This is a genomic window from Gordonia iterans, assembly GCF_002993285.1.
Lineage (GTDB): Bacteria > Actinomycetota > Actinomycetes > Mycobacteriales > Mycobacteriaceae > Gordonia > Gordonia iterans.
Genome location: NZ_CP027433.1, coordinates 3417715 through 3434439 on the forward strand (window position 1 = coordinate 3417715; position 16725 = coordinate 3434439).

A 16725-nucleotide genomic window follows, 5' to 3' on the forward strand; every position below is an offset into this window, starting at 1 on the left:
CGACCGGGGCCGACGAGGGGCGGCGGCGCACCGAACGCACGGCGGGTCGGGGCGGGCTGCGCTAACGTCGGGGCGATGGGACGCATCACCGCCCGGCGGCGGGTGACACGCGTCCGCCGCGGCGACGGCCCCGACGTCCGTGCGGACGTGCTCGCCGTCGAAGAACCGCTCGAGATCCGCGTGGGCGGATCGCCGCTGACCGTCACCATGCGGACCCCCGGTCACGATGTGGAGTTGGCCGCCGGCTTCCTGGTGTCCGAGGCCGTGATCTCCGCGCGCGGGCACCTGCTCGCGGCCCGCTACTGCGCCGGCGCGGTCGCCACCGGCTCCGACGGCGCGGTGGAGAACACCTACAACGTCCTCGATCTGACCCTCGCTCCCGGCATCGTCGTGCCCGCCTCCACCGCTCGCGCCTTCACCACCACCAGTGCGTGCGGGGTGTGCGGCAAGGCCGGCATCGATGACGTCGCCGCGGCGTCGTGCTTCGATCCGGCCGGAGACCCGGCCCCGGTGAGCGCCGAGTTCCTGCTAGACCTGCCCGCCCGGCTGCGCGCCCGGCAGACCGCGTTCGACAAGACCGGCGGCCTGCACGCGGCGGGACTCTTCCACGCCGGCACCGGCGAGCTGCTGGTGGTGCGGGAGGACGTCGGCAGGCACAACGCCGTGGACAAGGTGGTGGGCTGGGCCCTGGAGGCCGGGCGGCTGCCGCTGCGCGACACCGTCTTGCAGGTGTCCGGACGCGCCAGCTTCGAGCTCGTCCAGAAGGCGGCCATGGCCGGCATCCCGGTTCTGTCCGCGGTGTCGGCGCCGTCGTCGCTGGCGGTGGACCTCGCCGTCGAGCGCGGCGTCACCCTGGCCGGGTTCGTGCGCGGAGACTCACTCGTGCTGTACAGCCGGGCCGATCGGGTCGTCGATGCGGCGCCACTGGCCCGCGATTGCGCCCCAGGTGATCCGGTCCGCCCCATACGGGATCCATAGGGAGGAACGGAAGTCCCGGGGCGGAACGCCGGTGCGCCGCACGACCCGGGCGGTCGGAAGGCAGCCGGCCCCGAACAGATGGGTACTCTCGGGCTCGTGCGAGCAGTGGTTCAGCGGGTGTCGCAAGCATCGGTCACCGTCGACGGCGAGGTGGTCGGTGCACTCGACTTGTCCGGCGGCGCCCTCGGCCTGGTCGCTCTGGTCGGCGCGACCCACGACGACTCCGCCGCCCACGCCGCACGGCTCGCCGACAAGATCTGGCGGCTGCGCATCTTCCGCCGCGACGACGGCCCGGAGCTCGCCGCCGCCGATCTGGCCGCCCCGATCCTGGTGATCAGCCAGTTCACTCTGTACGCGAACACCGATAAGGGCCGGCGGCCGTCGTGGAACGCGGCCGCACCGGGTCCGGTCGCCGAGCCGCTCGTCGACGCGGTGGTCGCCGAACTGCGCCGGCTGGGCGCGACGGTGGCCACCGGCCGGTTCGGCGCCGACATGTCGGTGTCCCTGGTCAACGACGGTCCGGTCACGCTGATCCTGGAGGTCTGAGCCCGCCGGCCGCACAGGTGGGCCGACCACGCGCTGGTAGTCTCTGCCGGGTGCCGATTCTCCGGAGTCTCCGGGATGCCCCGCCCCGGCGTCTCATCGTCCTCGCCGCGATGGCGCTGACGCTGTCCACCGCTGTCGGTCTGATGCTGGGCGTGTGGAAGGGCTACCTCGACCTGATGGTCTACCGCCTCGGCGCACAGACCTGGCTCGACGGCGGCGACCTGTACGGCCCTCTCCCGCCGATCGGCGACATCTACCTTCCGTTCACCTATCCCCCGCTGGCGGCGATCGCCTTCGCGCCCTTGGCGATCCTGCCGGCCGGTGCCGCGAGCACGGTGATGTTCGGCCTCTCCCTCGCCGCGATCGGACTGACCGTGTGGCTGGTGCTCGATCGGGTCGCGCCGGCCCTGGACCGCGGCCGTCGGCTCGCGCTGGTCCTGGTGATCGTGGCCCTGGCCGAGTATCTGGAACCCGTCCGCGAGACGCTCAGCTTCGGGCAGGTGAACGCCCTCCTGATGGCCGCCGTCGCCTACGACGTCCTCAACCGGCGCCAACGCTGGCCGCGCGGTGTGCTGATCGGCATCGCGATCTCCATCAAGCTGACCCCAGCGGGCTTCCTGCTGCTGTTCTTGCTGCGCCGAGACTGGCGGGCATTCGCGACGACGATCCTGGCCGCCCTCGCCTCGATCGTGGTGGCCTGGGCGGTCACGCCGTCGGACTCCCGGCAGTACTGGTTCTCCACGCTCGCCGAGACCGGCCGCATCGGCGCGCCGTACTTCGCGGGCAACCAGTCGCTCAAGGGCCTGGCCTTCCGCGCGGGGCTCGGCGAGACGGCGGCGACCGCCCTGTGGCTGGCCCTCTCGGTGATCGCGGTGGCGCTCGCCGCGATCTGGATGCGGCGTCTGCTCGCCGACGGCGACGTGCTGACCGCATTGCTGGTCAACGCCGCGGCGATCCTGCTCGTGTCACCGGTCAGCTGGACTCACCACTGGGTGTGGGCGGTGCCGGCCCTGGTCGTCGCGGTCGCTGCGCTGGCGCACCGGAACCGCGGACCCGGCTTCGCCGCCGCGGTCGCCTTCGCCGTGGTGCTGTTCTACGTGGGCCCGCACTGGCTGCTGCCCAGCCGGAAGGATCGGGAACTGGACTGGGGGTGGTGGCAGCAGCTCATCGGCGGGCTCTATCCGCTCTTCACCTTCGGAGTGCTGATCGCCGGCGCCACGTGGGCGCTTCGGAGCGCCCCGGCGGCGCCGCGCGCGGGCGAGGCGGCTACGGCCGCAGCGTGAGGATGCGCGGACCGTCGTCGGTCACCGCGACGGTGTGCTCCCAGTGCGCGGCACGCGTGCCGTCGTCGGTCACCACGGTCCAGTCGTCGTCGAGCACCGAGGTATCCGGCCCGCCGAGGGTCAGCATGGGCTCGATCGCCATCGTCGAACCGACGACCAGGATCTCCTTGCCGCGGCCGGGATTGTCCTCGTTGGCCAGGAAGGGATCCATGTGCATCTCGCGCCCGATGCCGTGTCCGCCGTAACCGTCGACGATCCCGAAACGGCGCCCGAACTTGCGCTCGGCCGCCCGGGTGCCGGCCTCGATGGCGCGCGAGACGTCGTTGATCTTGTTGCCCTCGATCATCGCGGCGATGCCGGCTTCCAGGGACAGTCGGGTGGCCTCGCTGAGCTCTTCGTCCTCCGTCGAGAGCGCCCCCACGCCGAACGACCACGCCGAGTCGCCGTGCCAGCCGTCGAGGATCGCGCCGCAGTCGATGGAGACCAGGTCGCCCTCGGCGAGGATCGTCGACGACGACGGGATGCCGTGTACGACGACGTCGTTCACCGAGCTGCAGATGGACCCGGGGAAGCCGTGGTAGCCCTTGAACGACGGCACCGCGCCCGCGTCGCGGATCACCGTCTCGGCGATCTCGTCGAGTTCCAGGGTGCTCACACCGGGGCGAGCCGCCGCCCGGCACGCGACGAGCGCGGCGCCGACGATCGCGCCGGCCGCCGCCATCGCGTCAAGCTCTCCGGCCGACCGGAACGGCACGACCTTCCGCTTGCGGAAACGAACCACTATCCGGTCAGGCCTTGCCGAGCTTGGCGAGGATCTGCTGCTGCACGTCGGCGATCTCGCCCATGCCGTCGACCTCGATGATGTCGTCCGCGTAGAAGGCGAGCAGCGGAGCGGTCTCCTCGTTGTAGACGTGCATCCGGTTGCGGATCACGTCCTCGGTGTCGTCGGCGCGGCCGCGGGCCAGCATGCGGCCGACCACGGCGTCCTCGTCGACGACGATGGACAGCACGCCGTTCAGCTCGGTGCCCAGGTCGGCGAGGATGCCGCCCAGGGCCTGCGCCTGCTCCACCGACCGCGGGAAGCCGTCGAGCAAGAAGCCCTTGGCGGCATCCGGCTCGTTGAGGCGGTCGCGGACCATGCTGACCGTCACCTCGGACGGGACCAGATTGCCCGAGTCCAGGTACTTCTTGGCCTCCAGACCGATCGGGGTGCCCTCCGAGATGTTCGCGCGGAACAGGTCGCCGGTGGAGACGTGCGGGATGCCGAGCGCCTCCGACAGCAGTTCCGCCTGGGTGCCCTTGCCCGCTCCGGGCGGTCCGACGATGACGAGTCTCACTTGAGGAATCCTTCGTATTTGCGTTGCATCAACTGGCTATTGATCTGCTTCAGGGTATCCAGACCCACGCCGACCATGATCAGAAGCGCGGTACCGCCGAACGGAAGGTTGGCGACCTCGCTGTTGTTGTTGCCGATCTCCAGGAACAGGTTCGGCAGGATCGCGATGATGCCCAGGTACAGCGAGCCCGGCAGCGTGATCCGGCTGAGCACGAAGCTCAGGTAGTCGGCGGTCGGCTTGCCCGGACGGATGCCCGGGATGAAGCCGCCGTAGCGCTTCATGTCGTCGGCGCGCTCTTCGGGGTTGAAGGTGACGGCGACGTAGAAGTACGTGAAGAAGATGATGAGCAGGAAGTACGTCGCGATGTGCCACATGCTCCCCGGATCCACCAGGTTGGTCTGGATCCACAGCTTCCAGCCGGACACCTCGGTCTCACCCTGGGTGAGGCTGATGACCAGCTGCGGGATGTAGAGCAGCGACGACGCGAAGATCACCGGGATGACGCCGGCGGTGTTGACCTTGATCGGGATGTACGTGGAGGAGCCGCCGTACATCTTGCGACCGACCATCCGCTTGGCGTACTGCACCGGGACGCGGCGCTGGCCCTGCTCGATGAAGACCACCGCGAGCAGGATCACCAGCGCGGCACCGCAGACGAGGCCGAAGATCAGGCCGCCGCGGCCGTTCAGGATGTTGCGGCCCTCGGCCGGCAGGCGGGCCGCGATACCGGCGAAGATCAGCAGCGACATGCCGTTGCCGACGCCGCGCTCGGTGATCAGCTCACCGAACCACATGACGAGGCAGGCGCCGGCGGTCATCACCAGGACCATGATGACCAGCACCCACAGGTTGTCGCTGTTGTGCAGGATCGCGGTCGGATCACAGTCGGTGCCCGAGGCGGGCAGCAGGCGGCCGTTGGCGGCCAGCGCCACGATGCCCGTGGCCTGGAGCAGTGCCAGCGCCACCGTCAGGTAGCGGGTGTACTGCGTCATCTTGGCCTGGCCGGACTGGCCTTCCTTGCGGAGCTGCTCGAACCGCGGAATGACGACGGTGAGCAGCTGCACGATGATCGAGGCCGTGATGTACGGCATGATGCCGATCGCGAACACCGACAGCTGCAGCAGCGCGCCGCCGGAGAACATGTTGATCAGCGAGTAGATCTGCGCCGAGTCGCCCTGGGCGGCGGCGTCCACACAGCGATTGATCTCGCGGAAGTCCACGCCGGGCGAAGGGAGCGTCGCACCGAGCCGGTACAGCACGAGGATGAACAGGACGAAGAAGATCTTCTTCCTCAGTTCGGGCGTCCGGAAGGTCGCCACTACGCTGGAAAGCACTAACTCCTCCTACGACCGCGCGGGTCCGTTGAACCGCGGCGGTGCTCGGTGCGTCTACTCGATACAAGTGCAAGCGGAGTCCCGGCCGGCCGGGACGCCCAGGGCGCTAGACGATTGCTTCAAGGCCCATAGAACAAAAACTCTAACAGTCCACCGAACACCACCGGTCAGGCGCGTCCTGCGGTCCCCGGTGTTTCACCGGGCTCTCGCGGGACACACCTGACCGGGGTGTCATCGATGGTGTGCCAAGGAGCGTCTTACTGCTCGGTGGCGGTGCCGCCGGCAGCGGCGATCTTCTCCTTGGCGGAGCCGGTGAACTTGTCTGCGGTGATGTCCACCTTGACGTTGAGTTCACCGTTGCCCAGGACCTTCACGAGCCGGTTCTTGCGCACGGCGCCGGCGGCGACGAGCTCGGCGACACCGATCGTGCCGCCCTCGGGGAACAGGCGCGCGATGTCGCCCACGTTGACGACCTGGTACTCGACCCGGTTGCGGTTCTTGAAGCCCTTGAGCTTCGGCAGCCGCATGTGGATCGGCATCTGGCCGCCCTCGAAGCCGGCCGGCACGTTCTTGCGTGCCTTGGTGCCCTTGGTGCCGCGGCCGGCGGTCTTACCCTTGGAACCCTCACCGCGACCCACACGGGTCTTCTCGGTCTTCGCGCCCGGTGCGGGGCGAAGGTGGTGCAGCTTGATAGCGCTCATTACTTGACCTCTTCGACAGTCACGAGGTGCCGTACGACGTTGATCAGGCCGCGGTTGATCGGCGTGTCCTCGCGGGTGACGCTCTTGCGGATGCCCTTGAGGCCAAGGGTGCGAAGGCTGTCACGCTGGTTCTTCTTGGTACCGATGGTGCCCTTGATCTGGGTGATCTTCAGCTGTGCCATGGTTACTTCCCTTCGGTCGCAGCGGCAGCGGCGGCGGCGCGAGCGCGCAGCATGCCGGCCGGTGCGACTTCTTCCACGGAGAGTCCCCGTCGGGCAGCGACCTCTTCGGGCTGCTGCAGCGACTTGAGGGCCTCGACGGTCGCGTGCACGACGTTGATCGCGTTGTCCGAGCCCAGGCTCTTGGCCAGGACATCGGTCACACCGGCGCACTCCAGCACGGCGCGGACGGCGCCACCGGCGATCACACCGGTACCCGGGCTGGCCGGGCGCAGCATGACGACGCCGGCCGCGGCCTCACCCTGAACCGGGTGGGTCACGGTGCCGCCGATCATCGGGACGCGGAAGAAGCTCTTGCGAGCCTCCTCGACGCCCTTCTGGATGGCCGCGGGAACTTCCTTGGCCTTGCCGTAGCCGACACCGACCATGCCCTGGCCGTCGCCGACCACCACGAGGGCGGTGAAACTGAAGCGCCGGCCGCCCTTGACGACCTTGGAGACGCGGTTGATGGTGACGACGCGCTCGAGGTGGTTGCGCTCTTCGCGCTCACCCCGGCCGCCGCGGCTGTCGCGACGGTCGCCGCGGCCGCGGCGCTCGCCGCGATTGTCGTTGCTGTTGTTGGCGCCGGCGGGTCCGTTTCCGCCGTCACGCTGACGTCCGGGCATCAGAGGTCCCCTCCGGTCTTGGTCGTGGTCATGTTGAACTTGCTCATCAGAAGGCCAGCCCTCCTTCGCGAGCGGCGTCGGCCAGGGCGGCGATGCGCCCGTGGTAGGCCTTGCCGCCGCGGTCGAAGACCACGGTCTCGATGCCTGCGGCCTTGGCGCGCTGCGCGACGAGCTCGCCGACCTTGGCGGCCTGGGCGGTCTTGTCGCCGCCTGCGGCGCGCACGTCGGCCTCGATCGAGCTGGCGGCGGCGAGAGTGCGGCCGGTCAGGTCGTCGATCACCTGGACGTGGATGTGGCGGCTGCTGCGCTTGACGGCCAGGCGCGGACGCTCGGCGGTGCCGTTGACCTTCTTGCGCAGACGGAAGTGACGACGCTTGGTCGCGGTGCGACGACGGGTCGACGCGTCCTTGCCGACAGGGGTGCGGTCGATAGTTGCTTCACTCATGTCTTACTTACCCGTCTTTCCGACCTTGCGGCGGATCTGCTCACCTTCGTAGCGAATGCCCTTGCCCTTGTAGGGGTCCGGACGACGCAGGCGGCGGATGTTCGCCGAGATCTGGCCGACTTGCTGCTTGTCGATACCCGAGACCGAGAACTTGGTCGGGGACTCCACCGCGAAGGTGATGCCCTCCGGCGCCTCGATCGGCACGGGGTGGCTGTAACCGAGGGCGAACTCGAGGTCCTTGCCCTTGGCCTGCACGCGGTAACCGACGCCGAAGATCTCCATCTTGGTGGTGTAACCCTGGGTCACACCCTCGACGAGGTTGGCGATCAGCGAGCGGTTGAGGCCGTGCAGCGCACGGTTGCGGCGCTCGTCGTTGGGCCGGGTCACCACGATGGAACCGTCCTCGACGGCCACGGTGATCGGCTCGGTGACGGTGAGGCTCAGCTCACCCTTGGGGCCCTTGACCTTCACGGCCTGGCCGTCGACGGTGACGTCGACGCCTGCGGGGATTGCGATGGGGTTCTTACCAATACGCGACATTGTTCTTTGCGCCCCTTACCAGACGTAGGCGAGGACTTCGCCGCCCACGCCCTGGTTGGCTGCCTGGCGGTCGGTGAGCAGGCCGGACGACGTGGAGATGATGGCCACGCCGAGGCCGCCCAGGACCTTGGGCAGGTTGGTGGACTTCGCGTACACACGCAGACCCGGCTTGGAGACACGGCGGAGGCCGGCGATGCTGCGCTCGCGGCTCGGGCCGTACTTCAGGGTCACGGTGAGCTTCTTGCCGACCTCGGCGTCTTCGACGCGGAAGTCGGTGATGTAGCCCTCGCGCTTGAGGATCTCGGCGATGTTCACCTTGATCTTCGACGACGGCAGCGTCACCTCGTCGTGGTACGCCGAATTGGCGTTGCGCAGACGCGTCAGAAAGTCTGCGATCGGGTCAGTCATGGTCATGGTTGACCGTCAACCTTTCTCGTAGCGGTTCCCATACAGCACCGATCAGTCGGGTTACCCCGTCGACCTGCGGTGGGCCTTCCACGAAGTGGATAGTTGTGCAAGGTTCTTCCCCTCCGATGCCCTTGGCTCTTCGCCGGCACCGGGAAGGTATGAAGTTGTGGCTCCCGGGGGCACAGTTCACCCGGGCAACCGCTCAAGTGTAGAAAACCCGAGGCCCAGACACCAAATCGGCGCCCATAGAACGGTCGCGCGAGCGCAACGAGCCGAAAGCCCCGTTTCGTGTGACCACATCTCGGCAACAGCGAGCGGACCTTCACTCCCGCCACACCGAGCCCCGTTTCGTGTGACCACATCTCGGTCACACGAGACGGACCTTCACTCGTGCCACAACCTTCCCGGGGACGAGAGGCACATCCGCGCCGGAGCGAGAAGCGCGTTGTCCACAGCGGCGGCTCACGGCCGGGTTTTCCACAACCGGGCCGAGTCGGGGTTCCCCGCGGCGGGAGATCGCGTCACGCTCGCAGCATGACCACCGTCGATCCAGCTCCCGCCACCTCGACGCCGAACGACGACGAGTCGCCGCCCATCGAGGAGCCCGCCTTCGCGCCCGCCCTCGCCGCACTGCTCGGGCGTCAAGACGACGTGGCCACCCGGGCGCAGCTCCTCGTGGCGGGTGTCCCGTCGTCGTACATCCGCCGGAAGCTCCGCCGGAAGGAGTGGACCGTGCACCGCCGCGGCGTGTACGTCGCCCACAACGGGCCGCCGACCTGGCAGCAGCGCGCCTGGATCGCGACCCTCGCGACGACTCCGTCCGCGCTGAGTCATCAGTGTGCGATCCGCGCGGCAGGCGGACCGATCGGCTCGGCGCACGACGACGCCCCGATCCACATCGCCGTGCCCGACCGCCGTCACCTCCCCGAACGCGCCGGTGTCGTGATCCACTATCGCGGTCGGCTCACCGAGCGAGCGCTGCTGCACGCCTCACCGCCGCGGTTGCGCGTGGAGCACGCCTACCTCGAGCTGGCCGCTGAGGCCGACGACGACACCGGCGCCGTCGCGCACCTCACCGCGGCCGTGCAGTCCCGTCTCACCACCGCCGGCAAGCTGATCACCGCACTCGAGTCGCGTCCCACACTCCCCCGTCGCGCGTTTCTCCTCGGGGTCCTGCACGACGCCGCGAGGGGCGCCTGCTCGGTACTGGAACACGCCTATCTCACCGGAGTCGAGCGCGCCCACGGCCTCCCCGAACCGGTCCGCCAGGCCCCGACCACGGTCGGCCGCCGGGGGTTCCGCGATCTGGACTACCCGGACTGGGGACTCGTCATCGAACTCGACGGCCGCCTCGGGCACGACGACGCCGCCTCCCGGACCCGCGACTTCGAGCGTGACCTCGACGCGGCGGTGGGTGCACGACGACGCACCGTCCGCCTGTGTCACGCCCAGGCGACCCGGCTGCGCTGCACGACGGCGGCCAAGGTGGGCGCCCTGCTCCGGGCCGGTGGATGGCCCGGAGCCCCCACCCCGTGCTCGACGACCTGCCCGATCGCGGCTTCCCGTCCCCGAACCCCGCCCGCTGTGACCAGATAGGCGACACCCCGAACGGACCTTCACATCCGTCACAGGTCACCAGCGAAACGACGACGGGTGTCGCGCGGCGCGCCCCGCAGCGATGCGCACCACGGTGAGCACCAGCCCGGCGAACACCGCCAGCCACACCGCGAACGCCGGCCACGACTCCCACCGCCCCAGCTCGGTGAGCCAGCGGTCTCCCCGGATGTAGCCCAGCTGCCGGGTGGCCTCGCCGTACATGCCGATCGGGAACACCATCGCCCAGAGCGCGGGACGATAGCCGCGGATCGCACCGGGCCGGCCGGCCTGCCAGAGCTGCAGCGCGACGGTCAGCGGGATCATCCAGGTGACGAACGCCCACAACGCCATCGCGACGCCGCCGACCACCGCCTGCGGCATCACGACCTGCTCCTCGCGGGTGCCCAGCACCTCGGCGGCGGCGAGGATCGAGATGGCACCGGACCCGAGGAACACCCAGTACGGCGACACCTCGTCTGCCGCCTTGACCCCGGCCCGCAGCAGGCGGTCGGCCACCAGACACGCGACGATCACCAGTTGGAGCACGCCCAAGCCCCAGAACAGCACCGCCGCAGTGGCGCCGAGATCGCAGTCCGCGGCGCGCGACCACGCCCCCAGCGACACGGCCATCGCCTGGGTGGAGACCACGAGGAGAAACCAGGTGCCGTCGAAGACCGTCAGGTCCCGCGGCCGCCGGGAGGCCCCGGCGCGCACCACCAGGGCGCCGACCACGGCGTACTGCATCGCGATCCACGCGACACCGGAGACGACGATCAACACCAGCGCGAAGACGGTCCAACCGCGTCCGGTCGCATACGCCGAGAGCACGCCTCCAGCAGCGACGAAGGCCAGTGTGCGACAAGCCCTTTCAGAAAACTCGCGGCGAATCCCCCATTGGCCGGCAGCCAGCCCGGCCAGTGTTCCGATCACCAGCACCGCATATCCGGCCGACGCGACCCAGAACAGGATCCAGGAGAGCAGATCGGCGCCGCTGTTGCGGACCCCGGTGGCGACGATCCCGGTCGCCATGACGAACGTGAAGTGCTCCAGGCGCATGTCCCGCAAGGCGCCCCAGCGTCTTTCGGCGGTGTGCTCCAAGGACTTCCTCCATCAGTTCTCACAGCATTTGCTTTAAATGAGTATCGATTCTGTTAATTCGGCCTAGTGTCGGATCATGGCCGGTACTCCGAAGACTCAGGGCGACGCAGCACAGGCACTCCTCGACGTAGGTCGATTCTTCACCCGCTGGGACGAGACCGCCGACAAACGCGCGGTGTTCCGCGACGGAGGCCGGGCAGGCGACGTCTTCTACCGCGACCGATGGAGCCACGACAAGATCGTCCGCTCGACGCACGGCGTGAACTGTACGGGCTCATGCTCGTGGAAGGTGTACGTCAAGGACGGAATCATCACCTGGGAGACCCAGGAGACCGACTACCCCAGCGTCGGACCGGACCGCCCCGAATACGAACCCCGCGGGTGCCCGCGCGGCGCCGCCTTCTCCTGGTACACCTACTCGCCGACCCGCGTGCGTCACCCGTATGCACGCGGGGTGCTGGTCGAGATGTATCGCCAGGCCAAGGCCACCGGCAAGGACCCGGTCGAGGCGTGGGCCGACGTGACCGGAGACCCCCTCCGCCGCCGCGCGTATCAGCGGGCCCGGGGCAAGGGCGGGCTGGTCCGGGTGAGCTGGGACGAGGCGATCGAGATGGCGGCCGCCGCGCACGTGCACACCATCAAGACCTACGGCCCCGACCGCTGCGCCGGCTTCTCCCCGATCCCGGCGATGTCGATGGTCAGCCACTGCGTCGGCACCCGGTTCATGCAGCTGATCGGCGGCGTCATGACGTCGTTCTACGACTGGTACGCCGACCTCCCGGTCGCCAGCCCGCAGGTCTTCGGCGACCAGACCGACGTGCCCGAGTCCGGCGACTGGTGGGATGCGACCTACCTGATGATGTGGGGCTCCAACGTCCCGGTCACGCGGACCCCGGACGCGCACTGGATGGCCGAGGTGCGCTACCGCGGCACCAAGGTGGTGACCGTCTCGCCGGACTTCGCCGACAACACCAAGTTCGCCGACGAGTGGCTGCCCGCGCAGGCCGGCACGGACGGCGCCCTCGCCATGGCGATGGGGCACGTGATCCTCAAGGAGTTCTTCGTCGACCGGTCCACGGAGTTCTTCACCGACTACGTCCGCAAGTTCACCGACCTGCCCTTCCTCGTCGCACTCGACGAGCAGTCGCACGACGGAGAGCGCACGCTGGTCCCCGGAAAATTCGTCACCGCCGACCAGGTCGACTCCGGCCTGGGCAGCGGCACCGCGTCCGGCCCCAACTCACTCGGCGGTCAGCACCCCGAGGACGAGTGGAAGCCCGTCCTCCTCGACGACGACTCCGGCTCCGTGATCGTGCCGAACGGCTCGATGGGCTTCCGCTACGCCGAATCCGGCGCCGGCCGCTGGAATCTGGACCTCGAGGGCGTCACGCCGCGCCTCACCCTGCACGACGACCCGGAGGCCACCGCCGTCCAGATCAGCATCCCGGCGTTCGACGACCCCGACGGCAGCGGCTCGGTGCTGCGGCGCGGCGTCCCGGCCCGGCGGATCGGCGACCGCCTGGTGACCACTGTGTTCGACCTGATGCTCGCGCAGTACGGCGTCGGGCGCGACGGACTGCCCGGCGACTGGGCTGCCGGATACGACGACGCCGGCACGCCCTACACTCCCGCCTGGCAGGAGGAGATCACCTCGGTGCCCGCCGAGGCGGCGATCCGCGTGGCCCGCGAGTTCGCCACGAACGCCGTCGAGTCACAGGGCCGGTCGATGATCATCATGGGCGCGGGCATCTGCCAGTGGTTCCACGGCGACGTCACCTACCGCGCCATCCTCGCCCTGCTGAACCTCACCGGGAGCATGGGCCGCAACGGCGGCGGATGGGCCCACTACGTGGGCCAGGAGAAGTGCCGTCCGATCACCGGCTGGATCTCCCTCGCCAACGCGCTCGACTGGAGCCGGCCGCCGCGGACGCAGCCGGGGACGTCGTACTGGTACATGCACACCGACCAGTGGCGCAACGACGGCTACTCCACCACCGCGCTCGCCTCTCCGCTGAGCAAGGGGGTCCTCGATCACCCGCACACCGCGGACGCGATCGCGCAGTCCGCACGGATGGGCTGGATGCCGTTCTATCCGCAGTTCTCCGTCAACCCGCTGCAGGTGGCCGACGAGGCGAAGGCCGCGGTCGACGCCGGCGAGGCCGCCAGCCCCGGCGCCTACGTCGCACAGAAGCTGTACGACGGCGAGCTGACCCCGTCGATCAACGACGTCGACGCTCCGGAGAACTGGCCGCGCACGCTGGTGCTGTGGCGCTCGAACCTCTTGGGATCCAGCGCCAAGGGCGACGAGTACTTCCTCCGGCACCTCCTCGGCACCCAGCACAACGTGCTCGGGACCGAACACCCGGAGACCCCGCATCCGCGGGAGGTGAGATGGCACGAGGAGGCCCCCGAGGGCAAGCTCGATCTACTCCTGTCCGCCGACTTCCGGATGACCTCGACCACGTTGATGAGCGACATCGTGCTGCCCGCGGCCACCTGGTACGAGAAGCACGACCTGAGCTCGACCGACATGCACCCGTTTGTGCACGCCTTCACCCCGGCGATCGACCCGCCGTGGGAGGCCAAGAGCGACTTCGAGCTGTTTCACGCTCTGGCGCAGGAGCTGTCCCGCCAGGCCGAGAAGCACCTGGGTACGGTGCACGACATCGTCGCCACCCCGAATCAGCACGACACCCCCGGCGAGACCGCCAATCCGCACGGCATCGTCGACGACTGGCTCGACGGCGACGCTCCCGGCGTGCCGGGCAAGAACCTGCCGCAGTTCGTCGTCGTCGAACGTGACTACACCGCCATCGCCGACAAGCTGGCCTCGGTCGGTCCGCTCGCCGACAAGCTCGGCTTCACCGTCAAGAACATCACCTTCGACATCGGTTCGCAGACCGCCAAGCTCGCCGCGAACAACGGGGTGATGTTCGGTGGGTCGCCGGCCGCCGACGGTCGGCCCGCGATCGACACCGACGAGAAGCTCGCCGAGGCCATCCTGATGTTCTCCGGCACCACCAACGGCGAGCTCGCCGTCGACGGCTTCGAGAAGCTGGAGCGCACCACTGGAAAGACCTTCGTCGATCTGGCCGCGGGTTCCGAGGAGAAGCGGATCACCTTCGCCGACACCCAGGATTCGCCGCAGCCGGTGATCACCTCGCCGGAGTGGTCGGGCAGTGAGACGGGCGGCCGGCGGTACGCGCCGTTCACCATGAACGTCGAACGGGACAAGCCCTTCCACACGCTCACCGGGCGCATGCACTTCTACCTCGACCACGATTGGATGCTCGACATCGGCGAGGCACTGCCGATCTACCGACCGCCGCTGGACATGCACCGGCTCTTCGGCGAACCCAGACTCGGGCCGACCGGCGAGATGGAGATCGCCGTGCGCTTCCTGACTCCGCACAACAAGTGGTCGATCCACTCGGAATACCAGGACAACCTGTTCATGCTGTCGCTCTCCAGGGGTGGGCCGACAGCATGGCTTTCGCCGGAGGATGCGGGCGCGATCGGGGTGATCGACAACGATTGGATCGAATGCGTCAACGCCAACGGGGTGTTCGTCGGGCGTGCGGTGGTCAGCCACCGCATCCCGGCGGGCATCACCTACGTGCACCACGCGCAGGAACGCACCATCGACGTCCCCAAGTCGGAGGCGACCGGCAAGCGCGGCGGCATCCACAACTCGGTGACCCGCCTGCTGGTGAAGCCGTCGCACCTGATCGGCGGCTACGCCCAGCTCTCCTATGCCTTCAACTATCTCGGCCCGACGGGCAACCAGCGGGACATCGTCTCGATCATCCGCAAGCGCAGCCAGGAGGTGACCTACTGATGCGTGTCATGGCTCAGGTCGCGATGGTGATGAACCTCGACAAATGTATCGGGTGTCATACGTGTTCGGTCACCTGCAAGCAGGCGTGGACCAATCGCGCGGGCACCGAATACGTGTGGTTCAACAACGTCGAAACCCGTCCGGGACAAGGCTATCCACGTCGGTACGAGGACCAGGAGAAGTGGAAGGGAGGCTGGCGGCTCAACCGCCGCGAGCAGTTGCGCCTGCGCACCGGCGGCCGGCTGCAGAAGCTCGCCACCATCTTCGCCAGCCCGGTGCAGCCCACGCTCGCCGACTACTACGAACCGTGGACCTACGACTACGAGAACCTGATCTCCGCGCCGCTCGGCGACGACATCCCCGTCGCCCGGCCCAAGTCGCTGATCACCGGCGAGGACATGAAGATCACCTGGTCGGCCAACTGGGACGACGACCTGGGCGGCTCGGCGGCCACCGAGGAACTCGATCCGATCATGCAGAAGCTGCGCGACGAGGCCGCCGACAAGATCACGTTCTCGTTCGAGCAGACCTTCATGTTCTATCTGCCGCGCATCTGCGAGCACTGCCTCAACCCGTCGTGCATGGCCTCGTGCCCGTCCGGCGCGATCTACAAGCGCGAAGAGGACGGCATCGTGCTGGTCGACCAGGACCGCTGCCGCGGCTGGCGCCAATGCATCACCGGCTGTCCGTACAAGAAGATCTACTACAACCACCGCACGGGCAAGGCCGAGAAGTGCACGTTCTGCTACCCGCGCATCGAAGTCGGGCAACCGACGGTGTGTTCGGAGACCTGCGTCGGCCGCCTCCGCTACATCGGTCTGTTCCTGTACGACGCCGACGCCGTGACCGCCGCCGCGTCGGTCCCCGACGAGCGGGATCTCTACGAGGCGCAGCTGGAGCTGATGCTCGATCCGGCCGATCCGAAGGTGCTCGCCGCCGCGCGCGCCGAGGGCATCCCAGACGACTGGATCGACGCGGCACGGCGCTCCCCCGTCTACGCGCTGGCCAAGAAGTACCGGGTGGCGCTGCCGCTGCATCCGGAGTACCGCACCATGCCGATGGTCTGGTACGTGCCGCCGCTCTCGCCGATCGTCGACCTGCTCACCGAGCAGGGTCACGACGGCGAGAGCCATGACAACCTCTTCGGCGCCATCGACACGCTCCGCATTCCGCTGGAGTATCTGGCCGAGTTGTTCTCGGCCGGCGACGTCTCGGTGGTGGAGGACGTCCTGAAGAAGCTCGCCGCCATGCGCAGCTACATGCGCGACGTCGCACTCGGCCGCGAGCCGGACGCGCGGATCCCGGCGCGGGTCGGCATGGACGAGGAGTCGATGACGGAGATGTATCACCTGATGGCGATCGCCAAGTACGCCGATCGTTACGTCATCCCGACCGCGCACGCCGAGGAGGGGCACCGTCTGGAGGAGATGGCCTGTTCGCTCGACTACGACGACGGCCCCGGCATGTACGAGTCCGGCCCGTTCGGCGAGGCGAGCGGTCGCGCGACACCGGTGTCCGTCGAGACCTTCCAGGCGCTGAAGCAGCGGCAGACCACCGACCGGGCCGCGGACGCCACGGCCCTCCGCGACCGGGTGAACCTGCTGAACTGGGACGGCAACGGTTCGCCGGTGTCTCGCTCGTCGAGCGAAGTCGAGGCCCGCGATGCGTGACGCCCGTCTGTGCTGGTCGTCGAGCAGGCAAAACGCCAACGCGTGCTCCCCGAGCCGACGAGGCGCCAACACCTGCAGGTCGAGTAGCCGAGGCGCCACCACATGCA

16 protein-coding genes are annotated in these 16725 nt (G+C 68.7%); 6 read left to right on the plus strand and 10 right to left on the minus strand.

Going from position 1 to position 16725, the window contains the following annotated elements:
* Positions 1–75: 75 nt before the first annotated feature.
* The 3 genes from fdhD to C6V83_RS15790 all read left to right on the plus strand — a co-directional run bounded on the left by fdhD (position 76) and on the right by C6V83_RS15790 (position 2807).
* Entirely contained in the window at positions 76–978 is a 903-nt protein-coding gene (gene fdhD, locus C6V83_RS15780) for a formate dehydrogenase accessory sulfurtransferase FdhD (RefSeq protein WP_105943193.1), read from the plus strand.
* A gap of 96 nt (positions 979–1074) precedes the next feature.
* Positions 1075–1524 carry a D-aminoacyl-tRNA deacylase gene (gene dtd, locus C6V83_RS15785; protein WP_105944015.1) on the plus strand — a complete coding sequence of 150 codons (450 nt, stop codon included), beginning with the start codon at positions 1075–1077 and terminating at the stop codon, positions 1522–1524.
* Positions 1525–1574: 50 nt separating this feature from the next.
* Positions 1575–2807 carry a glycosyltransferase 87 family protein gene (locus tag C6V83_RS15790; protein ID WP_234353769.1) on the plus strand — a complete coding sequence of 411 codons (1233 nt, stop codon included), beginning with the start codon at positions 1575–1577 and terminating at the stop codon, positions 2805–2807.
* Here the strand turns inward: C6V83_RS15790 and map are convergent.
* The 9 genes from map to rpsH form a co-directional block, all read right to left on the minus strand.
* A complete protein-coding gene (gene map / locus C6V83_RS15795; protein ID WP_234354010.1) occupies positions 2791–3528 on the minus strand; it encodes a type I methionyl aminopeptidase in 738 nt (245 codons plus the stop codon). The two genes, C6V83_RS15790 and map, sit on opposite strands and share 17 nt — an antisense overlap.
* A gap of 67 nt (positions 3529–3595) precedes the next feature.
* On the minus strand, positions 3596–4144 hold the full coding sequence (locus C6V83_RS15800; RefSeq protein ID WP_105943195.1) for an adenylate kinase: 549 nt from the start codon (positions 4142–4144) through the stop codon (positions 3596–3598).
* The gene (gene secY / locus C6V83_RS15805; RefSeq protein ID WP_105943196.1) at positions 4141–5478 is read right to left on the minus strand and encodes a preprotein translocase subunit SecY; all 1338 of its coding nucleotides are present in this window, start codon (positions 5476–5478) and stop codon (positions 4141–4143) included. The genes C6V83_RS15800 and secY overlap by 4 nt, the downstream gene beginning before the upstream one ends.
* Before the next feature lie 257 nt (positions 5479–5735).
* Complete coding sequence (gene rplO / locus C6V83_RS15810) at positions 5736–6179, minus strand: 50S ribosomal protein L15 (RefSeq protein ID WP_105943197.1); 444 nt, start codon at positions 6177–6179, stop codon at positions 5736–5738.
* Positions 6179–6361, minus strand: a complete 183-nt coding sequence (gene rpmD, locus C6V83_RS15815; protein ID WP_105943198.1) for a 50S ribosomal protein L30 — start codon at positions 6359–6361, stop codon at positions 6179–6181. Before rpmD ends, rplO begins: the two co-directional genes overlap by 1 nt.
* A 2-nt stretch (positions 6362–6363) precedes the next feature.
* Positions 6364–7023 (minus strand): 30S ribosomal protein S5, encoded by a 660-nt coding sequence (gene rpsE, locus C6V83_RS15820; protein WP_105943199.1) that lies wholly within the window; start codon positions 7021–7023, stop codon positions 6364–6366.
* A 46-nt stretch (positions 7024–7069) separates the two neighbouring features.
* Positions 7070–7468: a 50S ribosomal protein L18 gene (rplR, locus tag C6V83_RS15825; protein ID WP_105943200.1), complete on the minus strand. Its 399-nt coding sequence runs from the start codon at positions 7466–7468 to the stop codon at positions 7070–7072.
* Between the two features lie 3 nt (positions 7469–7471).
* On the minus strand, positions 7472–8008 hold the full coding sequence (gene rplF, locus C6V83_RS15830) for a 50S ribosomal protein L6 (protein WP_105943201.1): 537 nt from the start codon (positions 8006–8008) through the stop codon (positions 7472–7474).
* A 15-nt stretch (positions 8009–8023) separates the two neighbouring features.
* A complete protein-coding gene (gene rpsH, locus C6V83_RS15835; RefSeq protein ID WP_105943202.1) occupies positions 8024–8422 on the minus strand; it encodes a 30S ribosomal protein S8 in 399 nt (132 codons plus the stop codon).
* A gap of 528 nt (positions 8423–8950) precedes the next feature.
* On the opposite strand from rpsH, the gene C6V83_RS15840 reads away from it, so the two are divergent.
* Positions 8951–10012, plus strand: coding sequence for a hypothetical protein (locus C6V83_RS15840; RefSeq protein ID WP_234353770.1), 1062 nt, complete (start codon positions 8951–8953; stop codon positions 10010–10012).
* A gap of 36 nt (positions 10013–10048) precedes the next feature.
* On the opposite strand, the gene C6V83_RS15845 is transcribed toward C6V83_RS15840, so the two are convergent.
* A complete protein-coding gene (locus C6V83_RS15845; protein WP_159067537.1) occupies positions 10049–11110 on the minus strand; it encodes a tellurite resistance/C4-dicarboxylate transporter family protein in 1062 nt (353 codons plus the stop codon).
* 76 nt (positions 11111–11186) lie between these two features.
* Between C6V83_RS15845 and C6V83_RS15850 the strand changes: the two genes are divergently transcribed.
* Positions 11187–14948, plus strand: coding sequence for a nitrate reductase subunit alpha (locus C6V83_RS15850; RefSeq protein ID WP_105943204.1), 3762 nt, complete (start codon positions 11187–11189; stop codon positions 14946–14948).
* The gene (gene narH, locus C6V83_RS15855; protein WP_105943205.1) at positions 14948–16618 is read left to right on the plus strand and encodes a nitrate reductase subunit beta; all 1671 of its coding nucleotides are present in this window, start codon (positions 14948–14950) and stop codon (positions 16616–16618) included. Before C6V83_RS15850 ends, narH begins: the two co-directional genes overlap by 1 nt.
* Positions 16619–16725: the final 107 nt, after the last annotated feature.

Bases quoted from the DNA above. Each gene is read 5' to 3' on its own strand.
- rpsH (WP_105943202.1), bottom strand. From the start codon at position 8,422: ATGACCATGACTGACCCGATCGCAGACTTTCTGACGCGTCTGCGCAAC.
- rplO (WP_105943197.1), bottom strand. From the start codon at position 6,179: ATGAGCGCTATCAAGCTGCACCACCTTCGCCCCGCACCGGGCGCGAAG.
- C6V83_RS15850 (WP_105943204.1), top strand. From the start codon at position 11,187: ATGGCCGGTACTCCGAAGACTCAGGGCGACGCAGCACAGGCACTCCTC.
- C6V83_RS15840 (WP_234353770.1), top strand. From the start codon at position 8,951: ATGACCACCGTCGATCCAGCTCCCGCCACCTCGACGCCGAACGACGAC.
- rpmD (WP_105943198.1), bottom strand. From the start codon at position 6,361: ATGGCACAGCTGAAGATCACCCAGATCAAGGGCACCATCGGTACCAAG.
- rplF (WP_105943201.1), bottom strand. From the start codon at position 8,008: ATGTCGCGTATTGGTAAGAACCCCATCGCAATCCCCGCAGGCGTCGAC.
- rplR (WP_105943200.1), bottom strand. From the start codon at position 7,468: ATGAGTGAAGCAACTATCGACCGCACCCCTGTCGGCAAGGACGCGTCG.
- rpsE (WP_105943199.1), bottom strand. From the start codon at position 7,023: ATGCCCGGACGTCAGCGTGACGGCGGAAACGGACCCGCCGGCGCCAAC.
- map (WP_234354010.1), bottom strand. From the start codon at position 3,528: ATGGCGGCGGCCGGCGCGATCGTCGGCGCCGCGCTCGTCGCGTGCCGG.
- narH (WP_105943205.1), top strand. From the start codon at position 14,948: ATGCGTGTCATGGCTCAGGTCGCGATGGTGATGAACCTCGACAAATGT.
- fdhD (WP_105943193.1), top strand. From the start codon at position 76: ATGGGACGCATCACCGCCCGGCGGCGGGTGACACGCGTCCGCCGCGGC.